The organism is Acinetobacter sp. ANC 4973 (assembly GCF_002135275.1).
Taxonomy (GTDB): Bacteria; Pseudomonadota; Gammaproteobacteria; order Pseudomonadales; family Moraxellaceae; genus Acinetobacter; species Acinetobacter kyonggiensis.
The window spans coordinates 22,414-43,873 of record NZ_NEGM01000009.1 but is presented as its reverse complement, the minus strand read 5'-3'; the positions used below and the strand labels follow the sequence as shown (position 1 = coordinate 43,873).

Sequence of the window (21,460 nt, the reverse complement as noted above, 5' to 3'; positions counted from 1 at the left end):
TTATTCAGGGTCTTGAACTGAAAATAAACCTGTAGAAAGGTAACGATCGCCACGATCGCAAATGATACAAACAATAACGGCTTCAGGATTTTCTTGCGCCAATTGAATAGACGCCCAAACTGCACCACCAGATGACGTACCCGCACTAATGCCTTCTTTTTGTGCCAGTTTACGCATGGTTTTTTCCGCTTCAATTTGTGGAATATCCATAATGCGGTCAACACGACGACGATCAAAAATGGTAGGCAAATATTCTTCCGGCCAACGACGAATACCCGCAATACTTGAACCATCCGAGGGTTGCAAACCGATAATTTGAATCTCTGGGTTCATTTCTTTTAAGTATTTAGAAACGCCCATAATGGTGCCCGTCGTGCCCATTGAACTGACAAAATGCGTGATTTTCCCACCCGTTTGCTGCCAAATTTCAGGGCCAGTGGTGAGATAGTGCGCTTCAACATTATCAGGATTACCAAATTGGTTCAGCACCAAACCTGTGCCTTCTTTTTCCATCTGCAAGGCAAGATCACGTGCGCCTTCCATGCCTTGTTCTTTGGTGACTTCAATCAGTTCAGCGCCGTAAGCCCGCATTGCATCTTTACGTTCTTGGCTCATATTATTAGGCATGATTAAAGTCATTTTGTAGCCACGCATTGCGGCAACCATGGCTAAGGCAATCCCTGTATTTCCGCTTGTCGCCTCAATTAACGTATCACCTGGCTTGATTTGACCACGCTTTTCAGCTTGCATAATCATGTTATATGCAGGACGGTCTTTGACCGAACCTGCCGGATTATTGCCTTCAAGTTTTGCCAGTACTGTTGCTTGAGTGTGACTTGCTAGACGCTGTAAACGCACTAAAGGAGTTTTTCCTACATAGTGATCTAACAAAAATTCGTCTGCTTGAAAATCAGGGGAGATATTACTCATTATTTGCACCTAGATCGAGGTGCGCCTATTGTATGAAAAAATGCTAGGCGCTGCACCCATTTAACTGGCTTTTTATTGAAAGTGATTAAAGCACAATCAGTTTCAAATAAAGCATGCTAAACTGCCGTGCATAGGAAATAAACTGCTTTAACCATGTCAAATATCAATAAAAAGTTATTTAAGCGTCTACACTTAAATCATGCTTATGGACAATTAATTGCACTGATTTTTGTGCCAATTACGATTTTGGCATGTGTTGGTGCATTGTTGGTTTTATCCGAAACGTCAAACGCATCACGTGCACAGCAAAAACAAATGGCAATTGCCATTATGACGCGCTACCAACCCACGTCTGAAGCTGCACTCGACCTACTCAATCGTTATCCTTGGCAATATGATCAAGCGCGTAACGCCATGCAAAGCATGTTAAATGAAAAACATGTTATTCGTGCTGCGATTATTGATCCCAAAGGTCGAAACCGTTTAAGCATTGGTTTTCAAGACCAAGACCCTTGGCCTGCAATTCACTCCAAAGCCTCTTTTGTTGGCCCAATTTCTTATAATAAAAATAATATTTACGCACTCAATATTAATGAAAATACGCAATCACCGGCACAACTGGTGATTGAACTCGACAACCAGCCACTCGAAATTGCACGTTATCGTGTCATGATTGTACTGGTGGCGACCGGTCTACTGACTTTATTGCTGCTGTTATTGTGTTTGAATTTTTATTCACGTCGCTGGATTGCACCGATGTACGAAATTCGTATGCAATTACAACGCTTAAATGCTGACACACTAGACCAGCACATGGTCATTAACAGTACTGGTGAATTACGCTTACTCCAGCGTGATATTGCCAATGTGGTTAAGCGTCTACATTTCAGTTTTTTAGAACTAAAAGAACATACCGAACAAACTGAAGATGATTTACGCCGTACTCTAGACACCTTAGAAGTGCAAAATATTACCTATCGTCAAGCACGTGACCAAGCCATTTCCGCGAATCAGTCTAAATCGGTGTTCTTGGCCAATATCAGTCATGAATTACGCACCCCGTTAAATAGTATTGATGGCTTTATTCATTTATTGCTGCGCCAAGGCAATTTAAGCAATGAACAAAACTTATATTTACAGACCATTCGTAAATCATCTGCCCATCTTTTGGCCCTAATTAATGATGTGCTCGATTTCTCGAAAATTGATGCCGGTAAATTAGAATTAGAAACCGCACCCTTTGACCTAGAAGAAGCCATTTTTGATGTGATGGATATGCTCTCGCCCTTGGCTGCACAAAAGCATATTGATATGGCTTTTTACTATGCTGACAATATACCGACCCAAATGGTGGGTGATGCACTACGTTTCAAACAAATTCTGACCAACCTCATTTCCAATGCCATTAAGTTCACTCCAGATGGTGAAATTATTGTCCGTGCACGGATGGAACATGATGATATTGGTCACTGTTTATTACACTTTAGCGTACAAGATAGCGGGATTGGCCTAAGTGGTACAGACCGGAAAAAACTGTTTGAATCCTTCTCGCAAGGCGATGCGTCAGTCACCCGCCAATTTGGTGGTACAGGTCTAGGTTTAGCCATTTCCAAACAGTTAGTGCATTTAATGCAAGGTCAAATTGGTTTTGAAGATAACCAAGAACGCGCACCAACTGAAAAAGGCTCAACCTTCTGGTTTACCGCTCGGTTTGCTGTGGATGACGAGATTGAAATTGAACATCCAAACTTTAATAAAATGCAGGTGGTATCGTACTTAGCACATCCTGCAACGGCAAATATTTTACGACATTATCTGGAAAATTATGGTGTCCATCATGTTGAAACCAGCTCGATTCTAGATTTATTTAGTCAACTGAAGCGCTTCTCGGAAAGTGATGAAAACACTTGGCTGATTGTCGATCATAGTGGTGATGGCGAAGCATTATTAAAAGAAATTCGAAATCGCTATTCTGGCAACATTGCCGTCTACGGTTATCAAATGGCGCTCGATCCCAACATGTTAAGCGAATATCGGGCGCGACCAATGTATCAACCGCTCAGTCGCAGCGCATTAATTCAACTGCTCAGCAATCAGCCTATTTTTGAACATGATGTCCATGAAGAATTTAATGGGCAAGGTTTACATGTACTTGCGGTAGATGATCATTTACCGAATTTAATAGTTTTAGAAGCACTATTGGGTGAACTGAATGTCAAAACCACCAAAGCCTTAAGTGGTCAAGAAGCGCTTGAAATTATTCAAAAGAGAATTGAAAAAGGGTTGGCTGCTTTTGATGTGGTGTTCATGGATATTCAAATGCCTGTGATGTCTGGTATTGATACCACACGTGCGATTCGCTCGCTAGAATCGACCTTAGAAAACCATAAACGCCTGCCAATTATTGCATTGACGGCACATGCACTGGCAGATGAGAAACAAAAACTGTTACAGGTCGGTATGGATGATTACGTCACCAAACCGATTCAAATGGAACAAATTATTCAAATTTTGACCCATTGGACATCAGAAAGCTTTAAAAAAGCCAAAGTTGCCGATAAAGCCATCCTGATTGAAGCACTCGATCCGCATATTTTAGATTGGCAACAAAGTTTGCAACTGGCTGCCAATAAAGAAGATTTGGCGATTGATTTACTGAAAATGTTGGTCGATAGTTTCCCAGCAGAAATCAATGAAATACAACAGTTAATTGAATTGGAAGATTTTCCGCAACTCGAACACGTCCTGCATCGTTTATATGGTGCAACACGCTATGTTGGTGTGCAGAACCTACAAGAGGTTACAGGTGGATTTGAACAGTTTATTTCTTCTTTACGCAAAGAACGCCGTAAAGCAGATGACAGCTTTATTCAAGAGACGCTAAAACGCTTGGATGAATTACAATCCGTCATTCAACTGGTCGAACAGGCAGCACAGCAAATTTTAAACAAAACAAATCTCTAGAGTCTGATGCAAATCGTGGCAGTAGCGTCTAGATTTAGATGTGACTCGACTGTCATGTATCAGAGAAATGACCGTGTTATGCTCAAAACAATCTAAAAAAATATAGGTCTATCTCATGGCGTTACTTCGCATAGAAAAAAACAATGGCATCGCAACAGTATCTTTAAACCGTCCAGAAAAACGCAATGCCATGAGCTTTGCTTTATTACGCGAATTGGTCAATGCAGCCAATCAAATTAAAAAAGACCGTTCGATTCGCTGCGTGATTTTAACGGGTGAAGCACATGTCTTTAGTGCTGGAATTGACCTTGCCGATTTAAATGCTCCAAAAAATACCGCTTATGCAGCATGGGAACTGATTAAACCGGGACAAAGCCTATTTCAAAAAGCATTTCTTATTTGGCAAGAACTGCCTGTTCCTGTGATTGCTGCACTTGAAGGATATTGTCTGGGTGCAGGCATGCAATTGGCACTGGCTGCGGATATTCGTATTGCTCATCCTGATACCCAAATGTCGATTATGGAAAGTCGTTGGGGATTGGTTCCAGACATGGGATTGACACGTTCCATTAAAGGTATTATCAGTGTCGATCTTGCGAAAGAACTGACTTTAACAGGTCGAATTTTCAATGCTACGTATGCCAAAGAAATTGGTTTAGTGACTCATTTAGATGAATCGCCAATCAGCAAAGCCCAAGCCATTGCAGAAGAAATGTTACAACGCTCTCCTGATGCCTTAACCGCAGCTAAACGCGTCCTTGATGCCATGGAACATGAACCGAAAAAATCTTTACGCCTCGAAAAAATCTGGCAACTGAAATTACTTTTAGGTAAAAATAGTAAATTAGCGCGTAAAAAAGACAAGAACCCTGAAGTTCAATTTTTACCGCGCCAATATAAGTAAACTATTGAAATAACAACATTGTGCAGAGAAAAACACATGAGTTTTGATCGTAATACAAAAATTGCATTTTTAGGTATGGGGCTGATGGGTAGCCGAATGGCAACTCGACTCATTCAAGCAGGTTTTACCGTGGCGGTGTGGAATCGAACGGCATCCGCATGTGACGTTCTGATTGATATGGGCGCCACGGCCTTAGAGCTGCAAGAGATTGGGCAATATCCGGTTATTTTGACCTGTTTGGCTGATGATGCAGCGGTGCAATCTGTTTATGATCAAATTCAAGCGCAATTATGTGCTGAGCAAGTGATTGTGGATTTCTCTAGTTTATCGGTCGATCAAACCAAAGCCTTGGCAGGGCAAGCGCAACTGCATCAAGTGCAGTGGATTGACTCCCCTGTTTCGGGTGGGACAGCAGGGGCTGAACAAGGCACACTGGTGATTTTTGCTGGGGGTGATCTACAAACCATTCAGGATTTATCGCTGATTTATAACGTGCTTTCACAACGCGTCACCCGAATGGGTGAAACAGGCACTGGGCAAGCCACCAAAATATGCAATCAACTGATTGTGGCTGCAAACAGTACCTTAATTGCTGAAGCAGTTGCTCTAGCTGCTCAAGCAGGTGTGGATACCACTTTACTGGCACCAGCATTGGCAGGTGGATTTGCCGACTCAAAACCTTTCCAAATTTTAACCCCGCGTATGGCGACCCATACTTTTGAACCTGTGCAATGGAAAGTGCAAACTTTGTCCAAAGACTTAAATAATGCGGTTCAGCTGGCAGAACAATTCCATTTAAATATTCCAGTTGCAAAACAAGCACTATCACAATTGCAAAGCCATCAAAATAAAGGCTATGCTGAAGCTGATCTTGCAACAGTGATTCAACTGATTGAATCTTAAGCAGCTCACTTTTAACCGACAAGGAGTAAAGGCATGATTAAGTTGGCTGTAAATCTATCGATGATTTTTACCGAAGTGCCCTTAATTGAGCGCTTTGCTCTGGCTCAGGCACAGGGTTTTAAACATGTTGAGATTCAATTTCCTTATGAACTCAGCATCGAGCAAATTCAAAGTCAACTCACCATACATGACCTGACCCTTTGCCTGATTAATGTACCTGCTGGTGACTTAATGCAAGGTGGCAATGGTTTAGCTGGTGTTCCGGGGATGGAACTGGAGTTTCACCGTGGTTTAGAACAAGCCATTCAATACGCCACTGCGCTGAATGTGCCTAGTGTCAATATTTTAGCGGGTAAACAACCACTCGACTCAGACTTACTGCCTTGTTTAAATACTTTATCGAGCAATCTTAAACTTGCCTGTCATATGCTATCCGATCATCATCTTCAACCTGTTTTTGAAATGATTAATAGCACCGATATGCCACGCTTTTTAGTGCAAAATATTGCTCAAGCACAAGAAATGCTAGAAGCTGTGCAACACCCTGCCCTTAAAATGCAATATGACTGTTACCATATGGCAATGATGGGTGAAGATGTACTGGAAGCCTTAAAAGAAAATATTCACGATATTGGGCATATTCAATTTGCCGACTGCCCCGGACGACATGAACCCGATAGCGCACAAATACATTTTGCAGAAATTTTTCAATGGCTCAATCAAAGTGCATACAGTGGCTATATTGCAGCCGAATATAGACCACAAGCCCATTCCAGCCATTCCTTTGCATGGAAAGATAAATATTTTGCAAAACATCCGCAAAGTTAAATTATGAACAGAATTGAAATACAGCACTAAAACCGCTATATTACACGATGAGTTATTGTCTGGAAATAAAACCCTTTATGAATTTAGAACCATCGCCCAGCGCTTCTAATTCTCTCGATATCGCAATGAATTCTCAAGCTCAAGATGTACAAGCTTGCTTAAAAGTTGTACATGAAGCCCTATTAGATGTAAAAGCAAAAGATATTCTTGAAATTGATGTAAGCGCGATTAGTAATGTGGCAGATGCCATGGTGATTGCTAGCGGCACATCAACGCGTCACATTAAAGCCCTTGCAAATAATGTTGCTGAAGAAGCACGTAAAGCAGGTTTTCGCCCTCTCGGTGTTGAAGGTGAACGTGATGCAGAATGGATCTTAATCGACCTTGGTTTTGTGGTTGTCCACGTTATGCTTCCAGCGGCACGTAAATTTTACGACCTTGAAAGCTTATGGCGTGCCACTCCAGAATCGATAGCGTAAAGAAAAAAAGCGACCTTAAGGTCGCTTTTTTCATCTTAGGACTTCTGTTTTAGCATGGAGTGCTGACCAACAAACTTAATCACAGCAGCAAGATGATTCATTGCAACTATAATAATTGATGTAAATCAACATCAGGATATTTGGTTTTAATCTGCATTTTCGCCCTTGCATAGACTTGATCTGCCTTGGCTGGCCCATAAAACTCACAATAACATTCATATATGATGGTAATCACTTGGGCATAAAGGGTCAGTGGTAAAACCTCAATAAAAGCAGCATCATTAATTTTTACCGATGTCTCAATCGCTAAACCCATGTCTTGTAGCTGTTGTTTAACTTCATCATTAAAGTCATTCAAATCAGTTGCTGTAACAGTTAACGTCACTGCATCAACCAAGCCAAAGAACGCATCGGCAATATCTATTGAAATAAGTTCTTCTGGCTCTAGTTTCGGTTTGATTTCCAATAAAACCTGCTTCTCCACAGCCGACATTTCAGATAGTACTTTTCTTAGCATCTCTTTGCGATAAAAACGTAATTCATCGGTATTACAAATTTCACTTAAAAAGCGATTGAGCACAAAAGAAGGCTGGTCTCCATATTCTTGCTCCCAGTAATTCAGTACGCGCTCCAATACCGTAGCATTCATATAGTCACTGAGACCACGTTCAATCGCTTGTTTCTTTTGTATCACACTGAGTAATTCATTCGGCATTGCTCAACTCCTTAGTGGCGTTTGGTCATATCGTCCGTTTCAAAAGTCACATCACGCTGAAATTCTGGATAAGAGAGTTCGGCATGTTCGGTATAATCCAACCCACGTTGTTCATGCTGTTTACTCACACGCAAGCCACCTAAAAGTTTGTCCAGCACTTTAAAGACCACAAATGCAATGCCGAAGCCCCAAACAAATGCAGCGACCACACCTAAAACCTGAATCGAAATAATATGTGAATTAAACAAATCTGCTTCAAAAAATAAGCCTGCCGCTACCGTTCCCCATGCCCCACAAAAACCATGTACAGTAACCGCATCCACCACATCATCCAATTTTAATTTTTCCATTAAGCTTGGCATTACACTAACAATCAAACCCGCGGTTAAGCCGGTAATAACAGCAAATAATGGTGACATGGTTGCACAGCCTGCGGTAATTCCAACCAAACCACCCAATGAAGCATTAATGGTGGTCTTCATTAGAATTGCCTTGCCACGAATCAGCGCATACAGCATATAAGCAACTGCGCCAGAACATGCAGCCAAATGGGTATTTAGGGCAATTCGACCAATACTGACACTGGCATTCACTGTTGACGCGGCATTAAAACCAAACCATGCAAACCAAAGGATAAAGCCGCCTAATGCAACTAACGGTAGGTTATGCCCTGCCAAATGGTGACTTTGTCCATTTCGACCAAAACGTCCTAAACGAGGACCCAAGACAATAATCCCTGCCAATGCCACCCAACCACCGATTGAATGCACCACAGTTGAACCAGCAAAGTCGATAAAACCTAAAGCTTTTAACCAACCTTCGCCATCAAAAATACTGCCCCATGCCCAACTTCCAAAGATCGGATAAATCAAACCACTCACCACTGCTGCACTGACCACATAAGCAACAAAATGAATGCGTTCAGCCATAGCACCGCTGGCAATAGTAGTTGCTGTTGCTGCAAACATCATTTGGAAGAACAATAAATTCCAATGCCAATCATCCATCACATTGGGTGCAAAATGACTTGTCCCGATCCAACCTGAAGCGTTAACCCCAAACATTAACCCAAAACCGAGTAACCAAAAGACCAGTCCTCCCAAACATGCATCCATATAATTTTTCATCAGCACGTTAACAGTATTCTTACTGCGCACAGAACCGCTTTCGACCAATGCAAAACCAGCCTGCATAAAAAAGACCAGAATTCCCCCCATGACCACCCAGACACTATCGAGAGATAAGCGGATTTCTTGAATATTTTGAGCTGGAGTTGCTAATGATTCTGCGGCAAAACTTGGCAAGGCGATGCAGCATAACAACAAGAATAAATATTTTATTTTTTTCATGAATAATCTCCCCAAAGATTATTCATCTAAATAGCAAAATCAATGCCATAAACCAAAGCGATGATTGATGTTGGATCGTATCCTTCGAAGTAGCTTTCTTATAGGCAACTTTATTTAAAATAGGCGAAGTAAAAATATTATTTTTTTAACAATAATTAAAAAAAAATAAGATAATGCTACTTTATGTCGCACTTTATTGAGTGCATAACAATATTGCGCCAAATGGCGTAGAAAGATCAGCAAGCATGGTTAATTTTAGATGCCCTCTCAGATGAACGAGGATCTTAAAATTGCGTTATTTTTATCATCAAGCGCGACCCAAAGCATTAAAGCTAAAATTACTTCACATCTATAGCATTAAGCCAAAAGATTTCGACAATAAAAAACCACCCGAAGGTGGTTTTTAATCTCCCTAAATCCCTCTTTATCAAAGAAGGACTTGAGACTTTGATTTAATGGCCAGAACCATTAATTGCTTTGGTCATATCTTCCACAACTTTCTTGGCATCACCAAAAATCATCATGGTTTTATCATTATAGAACAAGTCATTGTCTAGACCTGCATAACCTGTCGCCATTGAGCGTTTGATCACCATAATGGTTCGAGCGCGGTGGGCTTCAAGAATTGGCATACCATAAATTGGTGATGTTGGATCATCTTTTGCCGCAGGATTTACCACGTCATTCGCACCAATCACTAACACCACATCTGTTGCAGGGAAGTCAGAGTTGATTTCATCCATCTCTAAGATGTCTTCATAAGCAACATCCGCTTCAGCCAGCAATACGTTCATGTGACCTGGCATACGACCCGCAACAGGGTGAATGGCAAAACGCACCGTTACCCCTTGTTCTTTCAAGATATGCGCAAGTTCTTTCACTGCATTTTGTGCACGACCTTGTGCCATACCATAACCCGGTACAATTACAACGCTATCGGCATTCGACATTAAGAAGCCCGCATCATCCGCAGAACCTGAACGATGGTTACGCTGTACTTTATCGCCTGCTGCTGCTGTCGGTGCTGCTGTGCCACCCATTGCACCACCAAACAATACATTGATGATTGAACGGTTCATGGCTTTACACATAATGTAAGACAGAATTGCACCCGATGAACCCACCAGTGAACCTGCAACAATCAACATGTTATTTTCAAGCGTGAAACCAATACCCGCTGCCGCCCATCCAGAGAATGAGTTTAATAGCGAGACCACAACGGGCATATCACCACCACCAACGGGTGCAATCCAAACCCAACCCAATGCCAATGCCAGAGCAGTCATTGCCCAGAACGCTTGCATGTTGCCTGTTGAGAAGAACATGAAACCACAGACGAGCATTGCAAGGAAAATGCTGGCTTGTAGAGGTTTAACCCATGCACCTGAAATGGTTTTCGCCCATTTTTTTGCCGCCAATTTACCATAAGCAAATACAGAGGCTGTAAAGGTAATCGCACCGACAAAACAACCAACAAACAATTCAAATAAATGAATTTTGCTCATGTGTACATGTTCAACGCCTGCTGCTGTTAAAGCGGCTTCATTTTCCACAAACAAGGCTGTGAGTTGGTTGTTATGTAGAATTGCAGCAATCGCAATCAATACCGCAGCCAAACCCACCAATGAGTGCATTAATGCTACTGTTTCAGGCATTTGTGTCATTGGAACTGTACGCGCACGTGCAATACCAACAATACCACCTAAGACCATTGCACCGACAATCATCCAAACGACAGGATGATTCGCCACAAAGAACGTGGTGATTACAGCAATCGCCATCGCGATCATACCGTAACGGTTACCTGCAATTGCGGTTTTAGGACCTGACAAACCACGTAGCGTTAAGATAAAAAGAACGGCGCCTACTAAGTAGAACCAATCCGCATAGTCTCGAATAAATTCCATTTATGAACCCTCTTTTTTCTTTTGCTTAGGCTTAAACATTTCCAGCATACGTGCAGTTACTGCGAAGCCACCGAAAATATTGATACTTGCCAAGAACACAGCAACCGCACCCAAAATGCTCACCACGTTAATGCTTTGGAAAGCCACGTTTGCATCAAGCCCAATACTTGGCATACCCACAGTCTGAATCATTGCACCAACGACAATAATTGAAGACAAGGCATTGGTTACAGCCATTAATGGTGTATGTAAAGCAGGTGTTACCCCCCAAACCACGTAGTAACCTACGAAGATGGCAAGGACGAAAATTGTAATCGTTTCAACCATGATCTATCTCCTTAACCACGCTTTAACAGCACTTGGCCGCCATGAGTGACGAGTAGGGCTTTCTGAATTTCTTCTTCCTGATTTAAAACAAAGTTCTTATCAGCATCAAAAAGTGTTTCTAAGAAATTAAAGACATTACGTGCATACAGTGCCGAAGCTTCTGTAGCCACAGTTGCTGGAATATTTGGAATACCTAAAATAGTCACGCCATTATCGGTCACCACATTTTCACCGCATTTTGAACCTTCAACATTACCGCCTGATTCAACCGCCATATCAAGGATGATTGAACCCGGTTTCATTTTGGCAACCGTTTCAGCACGAATTAAACGGGGTGCATCACGGCCTGGCAAAAGTGCCGTGGTAATCACGATATCTGCATTGGAAACAGCTTTGTCGACAATTGCGGCTTGGTCTTTGATGTATTGCTCGCCGGGCATCCAGCCATAACCATTTTTTGCAGCATCGGCAGCTTTTTGCTTTTCTTCTTCAGACATGGGTACGTCTAACCACTTGCCACCTAAAGATTCCACTTGATCGCGAGCTGTTGGACGTAAATCCGTTGCTTCAACCACTGCACCTAAACGCTTTGCCGTTGCAATGGCTTGCAAGCCTGCAACACCCACACCCATAATCACCACACGAGCCGGTTTTACCGTTCCAGCAGCGGTCATGAGCATCGGGAACATACGTTGATATTCTGCCGCAGCCAAAAGCACAGATTTATAACCGGCTAAGTTGGCTTGAGAAGACAGGACATCCATGTTTTGTGCGCGAGAAAGCGTACGGGGTAAAAGCTCTAAAGCAAATGCAGACACCTGTGCAGATGCAAATTGGTCAAGTTCAGTATTACGATACGGATCAAACATTGCGATTACAGCAGTATTCGCTGCAAGCTTTTGAATTTCATCGCCTTTAGGGGCGCGAACTTTCAAAACAATTTGGCTACCGGTATAGGCATCATCTGTAATTTTAGCACCGACCTGTTCATATGCACTGTCAATATAAGCGGCTTTCACGCCTGCTCTACGTTCAATGACGACTGTATGACCAGCACTGATCAACTTCTTTACTGTTTCTGGCGTTGCTGCCACACGATTTTCACCGAGAACAGTTTCGGTTGGGATTCCGATCTGCATGAGCCTTCCTCAAGCTAGTTTTTCTTAAGTAAACATCGCTATTCGCAATGTTTCCCCCTAGATGCATTTTTGTTGAATTTTTGGATTCTAATTGAACTGTTTTAAATTACCACCCAATATTTATTTAATAAATACCCATATATTGAACTGGTGATTCACAAAAATTATCATGCGATAGCGCATTTATTTTTTTCGCTTTCATTAAAATTACTTTTATCAGCTTAATTGCCATTGCGGTACTTTCTCAATTTTTATATTTAAACACTGGTCATTATTTTTTAGATTGATTTAAAAATAACCATTGATCATTCTGACAATCAGCACTTTTATTACCAAGCAAGTTCTTAGTTAAAGATGTTCTTGTTGAGCACTAAAATGGCACATTTAGCTTCTACTTTTCATGAGATTGACTAAAGTGACACAATAAAGAAAATTCTCTTGTTAGAAATCCAACTGTTTTTTTCCAGTTCATTAAAAAAATGGGCGACCCAGTAAGTATTCAGCTCTTGTTATTTTTCCCCATTTCTATGGTTATTTTTAATAACAGCATCTATTCACCATAAGTCTAATTGGGTCAAAAAATAATTACATTTTTTTTGATTGCCATTTCGGTAGGTGATGATTTAACCCTTATTTTATCTATTTGAGTGTTTTTCGCACCACTTTAGAGCAAATTTTAACTATTTTCATCAATATTCTGATTACGCCTAAGTAAAATCGTCATTTTTAGGGATTTTTCCTGTTGTTATGGTCTAAATTTTTTTAATATTTTAAATAAAATCGTGACTCAACTCATTTCAACTAAGCTTTATCACGACTGAATTAAAATAAAATCCAGAATTTCGAGGATTCATTCCAAACTGGAATCGCAGTTATCATCTTTTTGCATTTCAACTCTACGGGGAAAAACTTTATCATTCACATTTCTACACTGCATTACAGAGCGCAGTCACACTTCGCCAAGTAGGTAAAATGAACCGTTTTTTGACAGCTACACAATTAGGGTCTTTATGCGCGATTGGTGCCGCTTTTTTATTTAGTACCAAGGCCATTATTATTAAACAGGCCTATGCACTATCGCCACTGGTCGATGGCACAGTCCTTATGGCACTCAGAATGCTTAGTGCACTGCCCTTTTTTTTACTGCTTTGTTGGTTCAATCGGCAGCACAACAAAAATATCGCGCCTAAAGACTGGATGCTACTGATTTTTGCAGGATTAATTGGTTATTACTTGTCTAGCTGGTTAGACTTTGCAGGCTTAATGTATATCAGCGCATCACTAGAGCGTATTATTTTATTTTTATATCCAACACTTACAGTACTTGTCTCTAGCGTCATTTATAAACAGAAACTCAGCCTAAAAAGCGCGATTGCGATTGCACTGAGTTATGGTGGTACGGTTATTGTGATGTTGCAGGAACAAAGTAGCGTAGCGCATGAAGGCAATTTTTGGTTGGGTGTCAGTTTAGTCTTTGCCAGTGCCATCAGCTTTGCAAGCTATTTATTATTAACCCCGCGTCTAATTCATAAATTTGGCTCATGGAATTACACCGGCTTAGCCTTAAGCATCGCTTGTTTCGGCACACTCACCCATTACTTTATTGCCATTCCCAATCCAATAGCATTACTCACGCAATTACCCATCGGTGTGATTGGTTATGGTATTGCATTAGGTTTACTGGTCACGGTACTTCCCACCATTTTGATTGCCCAAAGTATTTCACGCTTAGGCGCAGCGCAATCGGCAATGATTGGTTCAATTGGCCCCGTGTTAACCATTATTCTGGCAGTGGCTTTGTTAGGTGAACACATGAATGCCATACAATGGTTTGGTTGCTTGCTCAATATTGTTGGGGTCATGATGATTACCCTATCGAAAAAGAAACTGGCACATTAATCATCTTCTACACACTGCTGCTGAATGGTGAAATACTGTGGCTTTTCTTCTAGTTGCAATAATATCTGCTGAAAATGAGCACCCGCAGATTGATCTGCCAGTTGATCGTTTGGATTACGCAACGGACATTGTTGTAAAGACAAACAGCCGCAGCCTATACACCAATCGAGTTGTTGCCTTAGCTGCAACAAACTGACAATTTGCCCATCTAAACTGGCTTGCCATTTTTGCGACATTTTTTGCCAATCCGCCTTGCTGGCCACCTTATTTTTTGGCAATACCGAAAAGGCCTCTTTAACTTGCTGCAAGCTCATACCGACTTGCTGTGCAACTTTAATAATGGCTACACGGCGCAGCATAGCCCGTTGATAACGACGTTGCTTACCATCGGTACGAATGCTCCAAAGCAATTCTTTTTCTTCATAAAAACGAATCGCGGGGACACTTACACCACTGCGCTGGGCCAACTCACCTATTGTCATCCACTGATGTGCATCTTTTTCAGTCATAAGGCTTGACCTCAAGTTAACTTCAGCTTTGATACTAGCAAAATTGACCGCTCATTTCTGGACAATCGTGCATGAATTCAAGTATTGAACAATCATCCAAAGCTTTTAGACTCCTTAACCCAAAGACACTTTATAACCCGCAACCTTTTGCGTATAGTCACATTGCCGAAGTGACACAGTTTCAACGTGTCCTTCACATTTCAGGACAAGGTGGTGAAAACCAACGAGGACTTTTATCTACAGATTTTGCTGTACAAGTCAGACAAGCCTTTCAAAATATTGAACTGGCTTTAACCCATGTACAAGCAACACTGCAAGATACTGCTGTTTTAAGAATTTTAGTGGTTGATCACAATCCCCAGAAACATCAGTTTTTAATTCAGGAAATGCAAAAACTTTGGAAAGATCAGCCTTTCCCTGCGTGTACGCTAATTCCTGTCCCGTGTCTTGCACTAGCCGGTATGCTCATTGAAATTGAAGCAACCGCTTATTGTCAGTAATACAAAAGCAAGGGACTTTTATGAACACCTCTCTCGACATCAGCCAAGATAAATCTTTGCTATGGTTGATGGCTGTTGCCTGCGGTTTATGTGCAGGGGCAAATTATTATTGCCAGCCTTTAATCCATTCGATACAACAATATTTTAATGTCCCTGAATCTCAAGTGGCGTTAACCGTCACCTTTGCACAAGTATCCTATGCCTTAGGTCTACTCTTTATTGTGCCTGTCGGTGACATTGTCAATAAAACCAAATTTATTCCTCTGTTAATGTTTTTGGCTGCAATTGGACTATTTATGTGTGCTTTTGCTGTCAACTTACCCATGCTTTGGCTAGGAACAGTAATTGTAGGATTATTTTCAGTCGCAGCACAGGTCTTGATTCCTTTAGCAGCCATGGCGGTAAAACCCGAAAAAACAGGGGAAGTACTGGGTTTCTTAATGAGTGGGCTTTTAGTCGGCTTACTGCTGTCCACCAGTCTTGCAGGTTTACTGTCCAATCTGTTCAACTGGAAACTCATTTATGTGGTCAGCGCCATATTGATGCTGATTTTGGCTTTTTTACTCAAAGCTAAACTTCCGCATATTGCAGTATTCAAAATGAGTTATGCCAACATTTTTAGATCAATGGCGCTGCTTTTAAAAGAAGAGCCACGTTTAGGCTTGCGTGCTTTAGTCGGTGGTTTTGCTTTTGCAGCAATGAGTATTCTATTTTCAACCATCGCAGTTTTACTCACCTCCTCCCCCTTTAACCTATCGGATGTCTTGGTCGGTGTTGTGACGCTGATTGGTGTTTTTGGTGCATTGGCCACAGCGAAAATTGGCAAAATTGCCGATCAAGGTCATACCCAATCACTAACGTGGATTGGTCTTTTGGTTCTGGCGATCAGTTGGTTATTTTTCTACTGGGGTGGGCAATATTTATTCAGCTATATCATTGGCTATGGGGTGATTAGCTTAGGCTTAACCATTGTGCATACCAGTAATCAAAATATTATTTTTCGTTTACGTCCAGACGCAAAATCACGAATTAATTCTATCTATATGACCGCCTACTTTATTGGCGGAGCTTGCGGCTCTGCACTTGGCGTTTATTCATGGCATCATGGTGGATGGAGCATGACCTGTCTTGCAGGACTGTGTTTGGTGACTTGTTCAGCGCTATTTGCTTTACTTGATCAGCTTTATCATAATAAAACACGCCTAATTTAAGCATATGAAGCCTCTTTTTATAGAGGCTTTTTTTTAATTTTAGTTATGATTTTAGTTTTCGTTATGAGACTTGTACCATCGGATAAAAAGGTTGCACCAAATCAAGACTCTGTGGGTTTTCCAAAAATACATAGATAAAAATCGGCAACAATGCAGCCAAAATAGTACAGGCATCTTGCAGTTGTTTACGATTGACAGCGCTATTGTATGTTGTTCCCCCCAGAATCATTTGATTATGCAAGGTATAAAGTCGATTAAAAACCATCCACAAAACATGAGCTGAGTCTTTCGCCTGTAAAGCACGATGGGCCTGTTTTTTTTCCTGATCAAAACTTGCTTTCCAAGAAATTTGACTTATTTTTTGATTTTGATAGTCCCAAAACCCTTGGTAGACATATGGATTTTCTAATAATAAAACAATTAGATGATTACATTTTTGCCAAAGAATTTTATAAACTTTTTGCTCCTGATCCTTTTGGCAGATTAAAGATAAAAACTGTCTTAAGGATTGTTTATCCTGCATGATTGCGACATCTTGTGCATACAGTGCATTAAAAGACACCCAAAGGCTGATAAATTTAAGATCAAGATCCTGATCCAATTCGGCTGATTTTTTTAACCAACTTAAGCCACGATGAATTCTTAAATTAAACGCATCTGAATGTTCTGCTTTTTTACTTTTAAAGATCTCTTCCAAAAGCATCATTTTGCTTCCTCCTACTTTTTTATTGCTTATTACCACACTGAATGTCTGATGATTTGACAAATACCCATAAATAAATTATGGGTATAATTTATTATCTCATCTTATTCTTCAAACTTGCTGTTTTTTAGTCCGATGTTATTGTTTTTAAATACAGCATGTAATAAGTCGCGCTTCAGTTTTTCATTGTTTTAGGTTTCTACTTATGTCCGCTCCTGATAGCCTCACATTTCTGTCGCGCTATGCTGGATAAGACCAGTCGCTTTTTTATTGGAATATTTTATGCAATTTAAAAAACTAGACCTAAAAGAGACACGCATAACGTCCAGAATATATGCAATATTAAGCACAACCCTCTAGTTTATTTATATTTTTAAACGTGTATATCTCTCTAAGGTTGGATGGTATTACTGAAAATAGTCGACTCCTCTGCCTATAACCAAGATCCATCCTTTAATTTAATCGGTTTTTTAGCCACGATTTGTAAAGTTTATATGTATTTACTCAATAGCCACCGATTTTATCGCCCCTTTTTAGTTCAAATAAAAGGGCGTGATTAAATCAAATCGTTACTCAGCTTAATTATCATACTTCCTAAAACCCTTCGAAAGCTGACTCAAAGTTTTCATTTGCTGCCCAAAACGACGACATGGACGACAGATCAAGATATGCAGTTGTAAGCTACTCTGCTCTTTCAAGACCAGTTGCCGATCTTGTTTCTCAGAAAGTAATTGCGTTGCTTGTCGACAAGTCAACATGAGCAATCCTCCTTAAGTAACCATTTATTTTCCAAACATTCTCTGAGCTTTACCCGACTGCGATACATCAGCACATTTAAATGAGAAACACTGAGTTCTAGTTTTTGACAAATTTCATCTGAACTTAATTCAATCATTTCTCGTAACATAAAAACCTGTGCATATTTGGCGGGTAAATGATTTAAACAAGCATCAAAAATAATCCAGAAATCTTGCTGCTCCATCATGTCTTCAGGATTTTGCCATGCTTGTGGTGCTTCATATTTATGCCAATGTCCTGAAGAGTCAAATAATGCGTCTATGCTTAATTCACTTTCGTCATCATGAAATAATTCGCTCATGCTCACCATGCGAGACTTTTTTCTAATCAAATCAACTATTTTATTTTTTAAAATCGCAAAGACCCATGTTTTAAAAGCAGAACGACCAGAAAAGGAATCGGTATGCTGCAAAGCACTGACTAACGCTTCTTGTACGACATCTTCAGCTTGTTGAAATGAAGAAAGTTGTAAGATCGCAAATTTCAACATTTGTTGTCTTAAATCCGTTAAAAATACTGGATTTTGTAACTGCCCTAACACGGCATCATGATCGACTGAAGCTTGAGCCATCCCGTTTCCTTAGGTTTTTTTATTTTGAAATATATAATAACTGTAATTTTATTAGAAATTTAGATAAGTTTTTTATTTGTGTTTGAATTTCTGCTGCTGATAAATTAGCTACAGCTGACTGGATCAAATTACTCAGCTCTAATTCAAGCATTGCTTTTTGATTCAGTTGTTCAATTAACAGTGCCAATAAAGGTGATAGCTGTTCAACACAAACCTGATCATCTTCATTTCGCCAAACCATAATCGCACTTGGAACGTGTTCAACTTGAGCAAGTGTCGTATTGATTGTCCAATGATAAACTGGATATTGATAGACCAATACCCATACTTGAGTTCGCAATTGCCAAAAATCGGTTTGCGTATAGATTTTATCTTCAATCTCTAAAGTATCTAAATACAATTCCAGCCATTCAAACTGTAATAACTCTGCCAACCAAGGATACTGATGCAAAATTGGATGCTGATGATCCGTTAAATATTCCCTAAATTGCAGTGAAATATCATTATAAAATGGTGACTGACACTTGGATTTTTGAAAAAATTCTTCTAACAATGTTTGCCATTGCTGTTCGGGCAACATTGAGCGAGCAACGGGATAAACCAAATCAATAAAAGAACAAACATTATTCAATAACAAATCTCGATACACCTGCATACGCTCAAGTGAAAGTGTTTGTGGCACTTTACTGTGTGGCTCACGAATCCAAGTGCAAAATTGTTGTTGAGCCTGCTGGAAAGATATCCTGTCTGTATTCATATTCAATCCTTATTTACCTACTCAAGTAAAAATAGGCTGTGTTACTTTTTCATCAAGATGTTGTTTTTGTAAGTGCTTAATGGTGCCAAGTTCATCTTGTAATTCTGACCATGTCGGAATATTAAAATCGCGTTCTAATAAAGTGGGTTTTACCCCACAAACTTGATAGGTGTAGTGCAATAATTTCCAAACTGAATCACCAACAGCAGCGCCATGGGTATCAATCAATAAGTCTTCACTCAATTGTTCATGTCCTGCAATATGTAAATAACGAATCCGTTCTTTCGGCATTGCATCAATAAAAGCATAGCCGTTACTGCCATGATTCATACTATTCACATAGACATTATTTACATCTAATAACAGTTCACAATCTGCCTGTGCAATCACGGCACACATAAAATCGGCTTCGCTCATTTCCGCATGAGGCATAAGATAGGTGGAAACATTTTCAATGACTAAGCGCTGCCCAAGAATATCTTGCACCCGTAAAATACGTTCAGCCACATATTTCACTGCTGCCTCGGTCATTGGAATGGGCAATAAATCGTATAAGTAACCCCCATCATGGGTATAGCTTAAGTGTTCTGAATAAGTCAAAACCTGATATTTACTGAGGAAGTCTTTAATTTGCTGCACAAATTCAATATTAAGTGGATGAGGCCCCCCAATAGATAGAGAAAGCCCATGACAAAGCAAAGGTGATTTCTCTACACACTGCGCCAACAACTTTGCATGTCTCCCCCCCAAGTTCATCCAGTTTTCAGGGGCAACTTCGATAAAATTAGGATGTGTTTCAGCATTTAAAAACGTGTCAATAAAATCACGCCTTAAGCCTAAACCAACGCCAGAAAAAGGAACCATGCTGTTTTCCTTACTCAAAAAATGATGTCGGATTTTTTAAAAAACCGACATCATCTATATTTCAATGGTTTAATGAGTAGCAGATTTACCATCTGCTGCATTTTTGCTTGCGCCACATTTAGCATCAGCCGCTTTCTTGTTTGCTCCGCATTTAGCATCAGCCGCTTTCTTGTTTGCTCCGCATTTAGCATCGGCTGCTTTCTTATTTGCTCCGCATTTAGCATCGGCTGCTTTCTTATTTGCTCCGCATTTAGCGTCGGCTGCTTTTTTAGCATCAGCCGCTCTCTTGTTAGCACCACATTTAGCTTCACCACATTTACCATCAGCCGCTTTGCTGGCATGTGTTTCAGTCGTTGTAACTGCTGCCGAAACATGTGTTGTTACGCCAACAACTGAAAGTGCCAATAATGCTGCTATAGATGTCATTGAGTTTAACTTATTCATTTTTCATTTCCTTTTGATCAATTTTTAGATTTGTACTTGGGTACGTATTATTAGACGAACAACCATTCAATTTATTACAGTTAAATAAACTTTTTTTTCTTGTAATAAATCAAATTTTCATTCGACTAATACCTATTAAATACTATTCGGTGTGAAATTATCATGAAGAACTTCATTGCTACTTTGTTACAACGTTATAAAAATTTAGGCATTATCTTAAAACACTTTGATGGACTTGCAGCACTCGGTTTAAGGCTTTATTTGGTGCCTGTTTTTTGGATGGCCGGAACAAATAAGTTGATGCATTTTCAAGACACGATTGACTGGTTTGGAAACAGTGACTGGGGTTTAGGATTACCTTTTCCAAGCATAATGGCTGCATTGGCAACATCGGCAGAGCTGAGTGGCGCAGTTTTATTAGCATTGGGTTTATTCACTCGCTTAATCAGTATTCCACTGATTATCACCATGTTCGTTGCCATTTTTACCGTTCATTTGCCTCATGGCTGGCAAGCCATTGCCGATCCTAATGCCCCATTTGCAAATGCACAAGTACTGGCTTCTGCTGAAAAATTAGAAAAAGCACGTGAAATTTTAGAAACATATGGAAATTATGATTGGCTTACATCGAGCGGCTCATTGGTCATTTTAAATAATGGCGTCGAATTTGCCGTGACTTATTCCGTGATGCTGTTGGCACTCATTGTATTAGGTGGTGGACGCTATGTAAGCCTAGATTACTGGTTCACTCGAAAATGA

21 protein-coding genes and 1 pseudogene are annotated in these 21,460 nt (G+C 40.4%); 9 read left to right on the top strand and 13 right to left on the bottom strand.

The genetic code is table 11. From position 1 onward, the window contains the following. On the bottom strand, positions 1-930 hold the full coding sequence (cysM, locus tag B9T30_RS11915) for a cysteine synthase CysM (RefSeq protein ID WP_086185179.1): 930 nt from the start codon (positions 928-930) through the stop codon (positions 1-3). Positions 931-1,083: 153 nt separating this feature from the next. Here cysM and B9T30_RS11910 point away from each other — a divergent pair, with 153 nt between their 5' ends. The 5 genes from B9T30_RS11910 (at position 1,084) to rsfS (ending at position 7,008) form a co-directional block, all read left to right on the top strand. After that, positions 1,084-3,894 carry a response regulator gene (locus tag B9T30_RS11910; RefSeq protein WP_086185178.1) on the top strand — a complete coding sequence of 937 codons (2,811 nt, stop codon included), beginning with the start codon at positions 1,084-1,086 and terminating at the stop codon, positions 3,892-3,894. Between the two features lie 115 nt (positions 3,895-4,009). Beyond that, complete coding sequence (locus B9T30_RS11905) at positions 4,010-4,798, top strand: crotonase/enoyl-CoA hydratase family protein (RefSeq protein ID WP_074947412.1); 789 nt, start codon at positions 4,010-4,012, stop codon at positions 4,796-4,798. 36 nt (positions 4,799-4,834) lie between these two features. Further along, complete coding sequence (locus tag B9T30_RS11900; RefSeq protein ID WP_086185177.1) at positions 4,835-5,701, top strand: NAD(P)-dependent oxidoreductase; 867 nt, start codon at positions 4,835-4,837, stop codon at positions 5,699-5,701. Positions 5,702-5,734: 33 nt separating this feature from the next. Beyond that, positions 5,735-6,529, top strand: coding sequence for a hydroxypyruvate isomerase family protein (locus B9T30_RS11895; protein ID WP_086185176.1), 795 nt, complete (start codon positions 5,735-5,737; stop codon positions 6,527-6,529). A 77-nt stretch (positions 6,530-6,606) separates the two neighbouring features. Beyond that, a complete protein-coding gene (gene rsfS, locus B9T30_RS11890) occupies positions 6,607-7,008 on the top strand; it encodes a ribosome silencing factor (RefSeq protein WP_074947409.1) in 402 nt (133 codons plus the stop codon). 106 nt (positions 7,009-7,114) lie between these two features. Here rsfS and B9T30_RS11885 read toward each other — a convergent pair whose 3' ends face one another. The 5 genes from B9T30_RS11885 to B9T30_RS11865 form a co-directional block, all read right to left on the bottom strand. Continuing rightward, positions 7,115-7,723 (bottom strand): hypothetical protein, encoded by a 609-nt coding sequence (locus B9T30_RS11885; RefSeq protein ID WP_086185175.1) that lies wholly within the window; start codon positions 7,721-7,723, stop codon positions 7,115-7,117. An 11-nt stretch (positions 7,724-7,734) separates the two neighbouring features. Next, positions 7,735-9,072: an ammonium transporter gene (locus B9T30_RS11880; RefSeq protein WP_086185174.1), complete on the bottom strand. Its 1,338-nt coding sequence runs from the start codon at positions 9,070-9,072 to the stop codon at positions 7,735-7,737. A gap of 452 nt (positions 9,073-9,524) precedes the next feature. Then, positions 9,525-10,979 (bottom strand): NAD(P)(+) transhydrogenase (Re/Si-specific) subunit beta, encoded by a 1,455-nt coding sequence (locus tag B9T30_RS11875; RefSeq protein ID WP_086185173.1) that lies wholly within the window; start codon positions 10,977-10,979, stop codon positions 9,525-9,527. Next, positions 10,980-11,306 (bottom strand): proton-translocating transhydrogenase family protein, encoded by a 327-nt coding sequence (locus B9T30_RS11870; RefSeq protein ID WP_004650250.1) that lies wholly within the window; start codon positions 11,304-11,306, stop codon positions 10,980-10,982. It lies immediately after the preceding gene. 11 nt (positions 11,307-11,317) lie between these two features. Beyond that, entirely contained in the window at positions 11,318-12,445 is a 1,128-nt protein-coding gene (locus B9T30_RS11865; RefSeq protein ID WP_086166205.1) for a Re/Si-specific NAD(P)(+) transhydrogenase subunit alpha, read from the bottom strand. 972 nt (positions 12,446-13,417) lie between these two features. Between B9T30_RS11865 and B9T30_RS11855 the strand changes: the two genes are divergently transcribed. Then, positions 13,418-14,344: a DMT family transporter gene (locus B9T30_RS11855; RefSeq protein ID WP_086185172.1), complete on the top strand. Its 927-nt coding sequence runs from the start codon at positions 13,418-13,420 to the stop codon at positions 14,342-14,344. On the opposite strand, the gene soxR is transcribed toward B9T30_RS11855, so the two are convergent. Next, on the bottom strand, positions 14,341-14,853 hold the full coding sequence (gene soxR, locus B9T30_RS11850; RefSeq protein WP_086185171.1) for a redox-sensitive transcriptional activator SoxR: 513 nt from the start codon (positions 14,851-14,853) through the stop codon (positions 14,341-14,343). The two genes, B9T30_RS11855 and soxR, sit on opposite strands and share 4 nt — an antisense overlap. 71 nt (positions 14,854-14,924) lie before the next feature. Between soxR and B9T30_RS11845 the strand changes: the two genes are divergently transcribed. Together B9T30_RS11845 and B9T30_RS11840 are read left to right on the top strand one after the other, a co-directional pair. Continuing rightward, positions 14,925-15,353, top strand: a complete 429-nt coding sequence (locus B9T30_RS11845) for a RidA family protein (RefSeq protein ID WP_086185170.1) — start codon at positions 14,925-14,927, stop codon at positions 15,351-15,353. A gap of 20 nt (positions 15,354-15,373) precedes the next feature. Further along, positions 15,374-16,564 (top strand): MFS transporter, encoded by a 1,191-nt coding sequence (locus B9T30_RS11840; protein ID WP_086185169.1) that lies wholly within the window; start codon positions 15,374-15,376, stop codon positions 16,562-16,564. A 61-nt stretch (positions 16,565-16,625) separates the two neighbouring features. Here the strand turns inward: B9T30_RS11840 and B9T30_RS11835 are convergent, their stop codons facing one another. The 6 genes and pseudogenes from B9T30_RS11835 to B9T30_RS11810 form a co-directional block, all read right to left on the bottom strand. Beyond that, complete coding sequence (locus B9T30_RS11835; RefSeq protein ID WP_086185168.1) at positions 16,626-17,270, bottom strand: hypothetical protein; 645 nt, start codon at positions 17,268-17,270, stop codon at positions 16,626-16,628. A gap of 575 nt (positions 17,271-17,845) precedes the next feature. Next, on the bottom strand, positions 17,846-18,025 hold the full coding sequence (locus tag B9T30_RS11830) for a zf-HC2 domain-containing protein (RefSeq protein ID WP_086166211.1): 180 nt from the start codon (positions 18,023-18,025) through the stop codon (positions 17,846-17,848). Further along, positions 18,019-18,636 carry an RNA polymerase factor sigma-70 gene (locus B9T30_RS11825; RefSeq protein ID WP_086185167.1) on the bottom strand — a complete coding sequence of 206 codons (618 nt, stop codon included), beginning with the start codon at positions 18,634-18,636 and terminating at the stop codon, positions 18,019-18,021. The genes B9T30_RS11830 and B9T30_RS11825 overlap by 7 nt, the downstream gene beginning before the upstream one ends. Positions 18,637-18,655: 19 nt before the next feature. Beyond that, positions 18,656-19,393 carry a DUF2063 domain-containing protein gene (locus tag B9T30_RS11820; RefSeq protein ID WP_086185166.1) on the bottom strand — a complete coding sequence of 246 codons (738 nt, stop codon included), beginning with the start codon at positions 19,391-19,393 and terminating at the stop codon, positions 18,656-18,658. A gap of 21 nt (positions 19,394-19,414) precedes the next feature. Beyond that, positions 19,415-20,257 (bottom strand): DUF692 domain-containing protein, encoded by an 843-nt coding sequence (locus tag B9T30_RS11815; RefSeq protein WP_086185165.1) that lies wholly within the window; start codon positions 20,255-20,257, stop codon positions 19,415-19,417. A 141-nt stretch (positions 20,258-20,398) separates the two neighbouring features. Further along, a pseudogene (locus B9T30_RS11810) lies at positions 20,399-20,701 on the bottom strand (hypothetical protein); the annotation flags it as partial. Positions 20,702-20,863: 162 nt separating this feature from the next. Between B9T30_RS11810 and B9T30_RS11805 the strand changes: the two are divergent. Beyond that, positions 20,864-21,460, top strand: coding sequence for a DoxX family protein (locus B9T30_RS11805; RefSeq protein ID WP_086185164.1), 597 nt, complete (start codon positions 20,864-20,866; stop codon positions 21,458-21,460).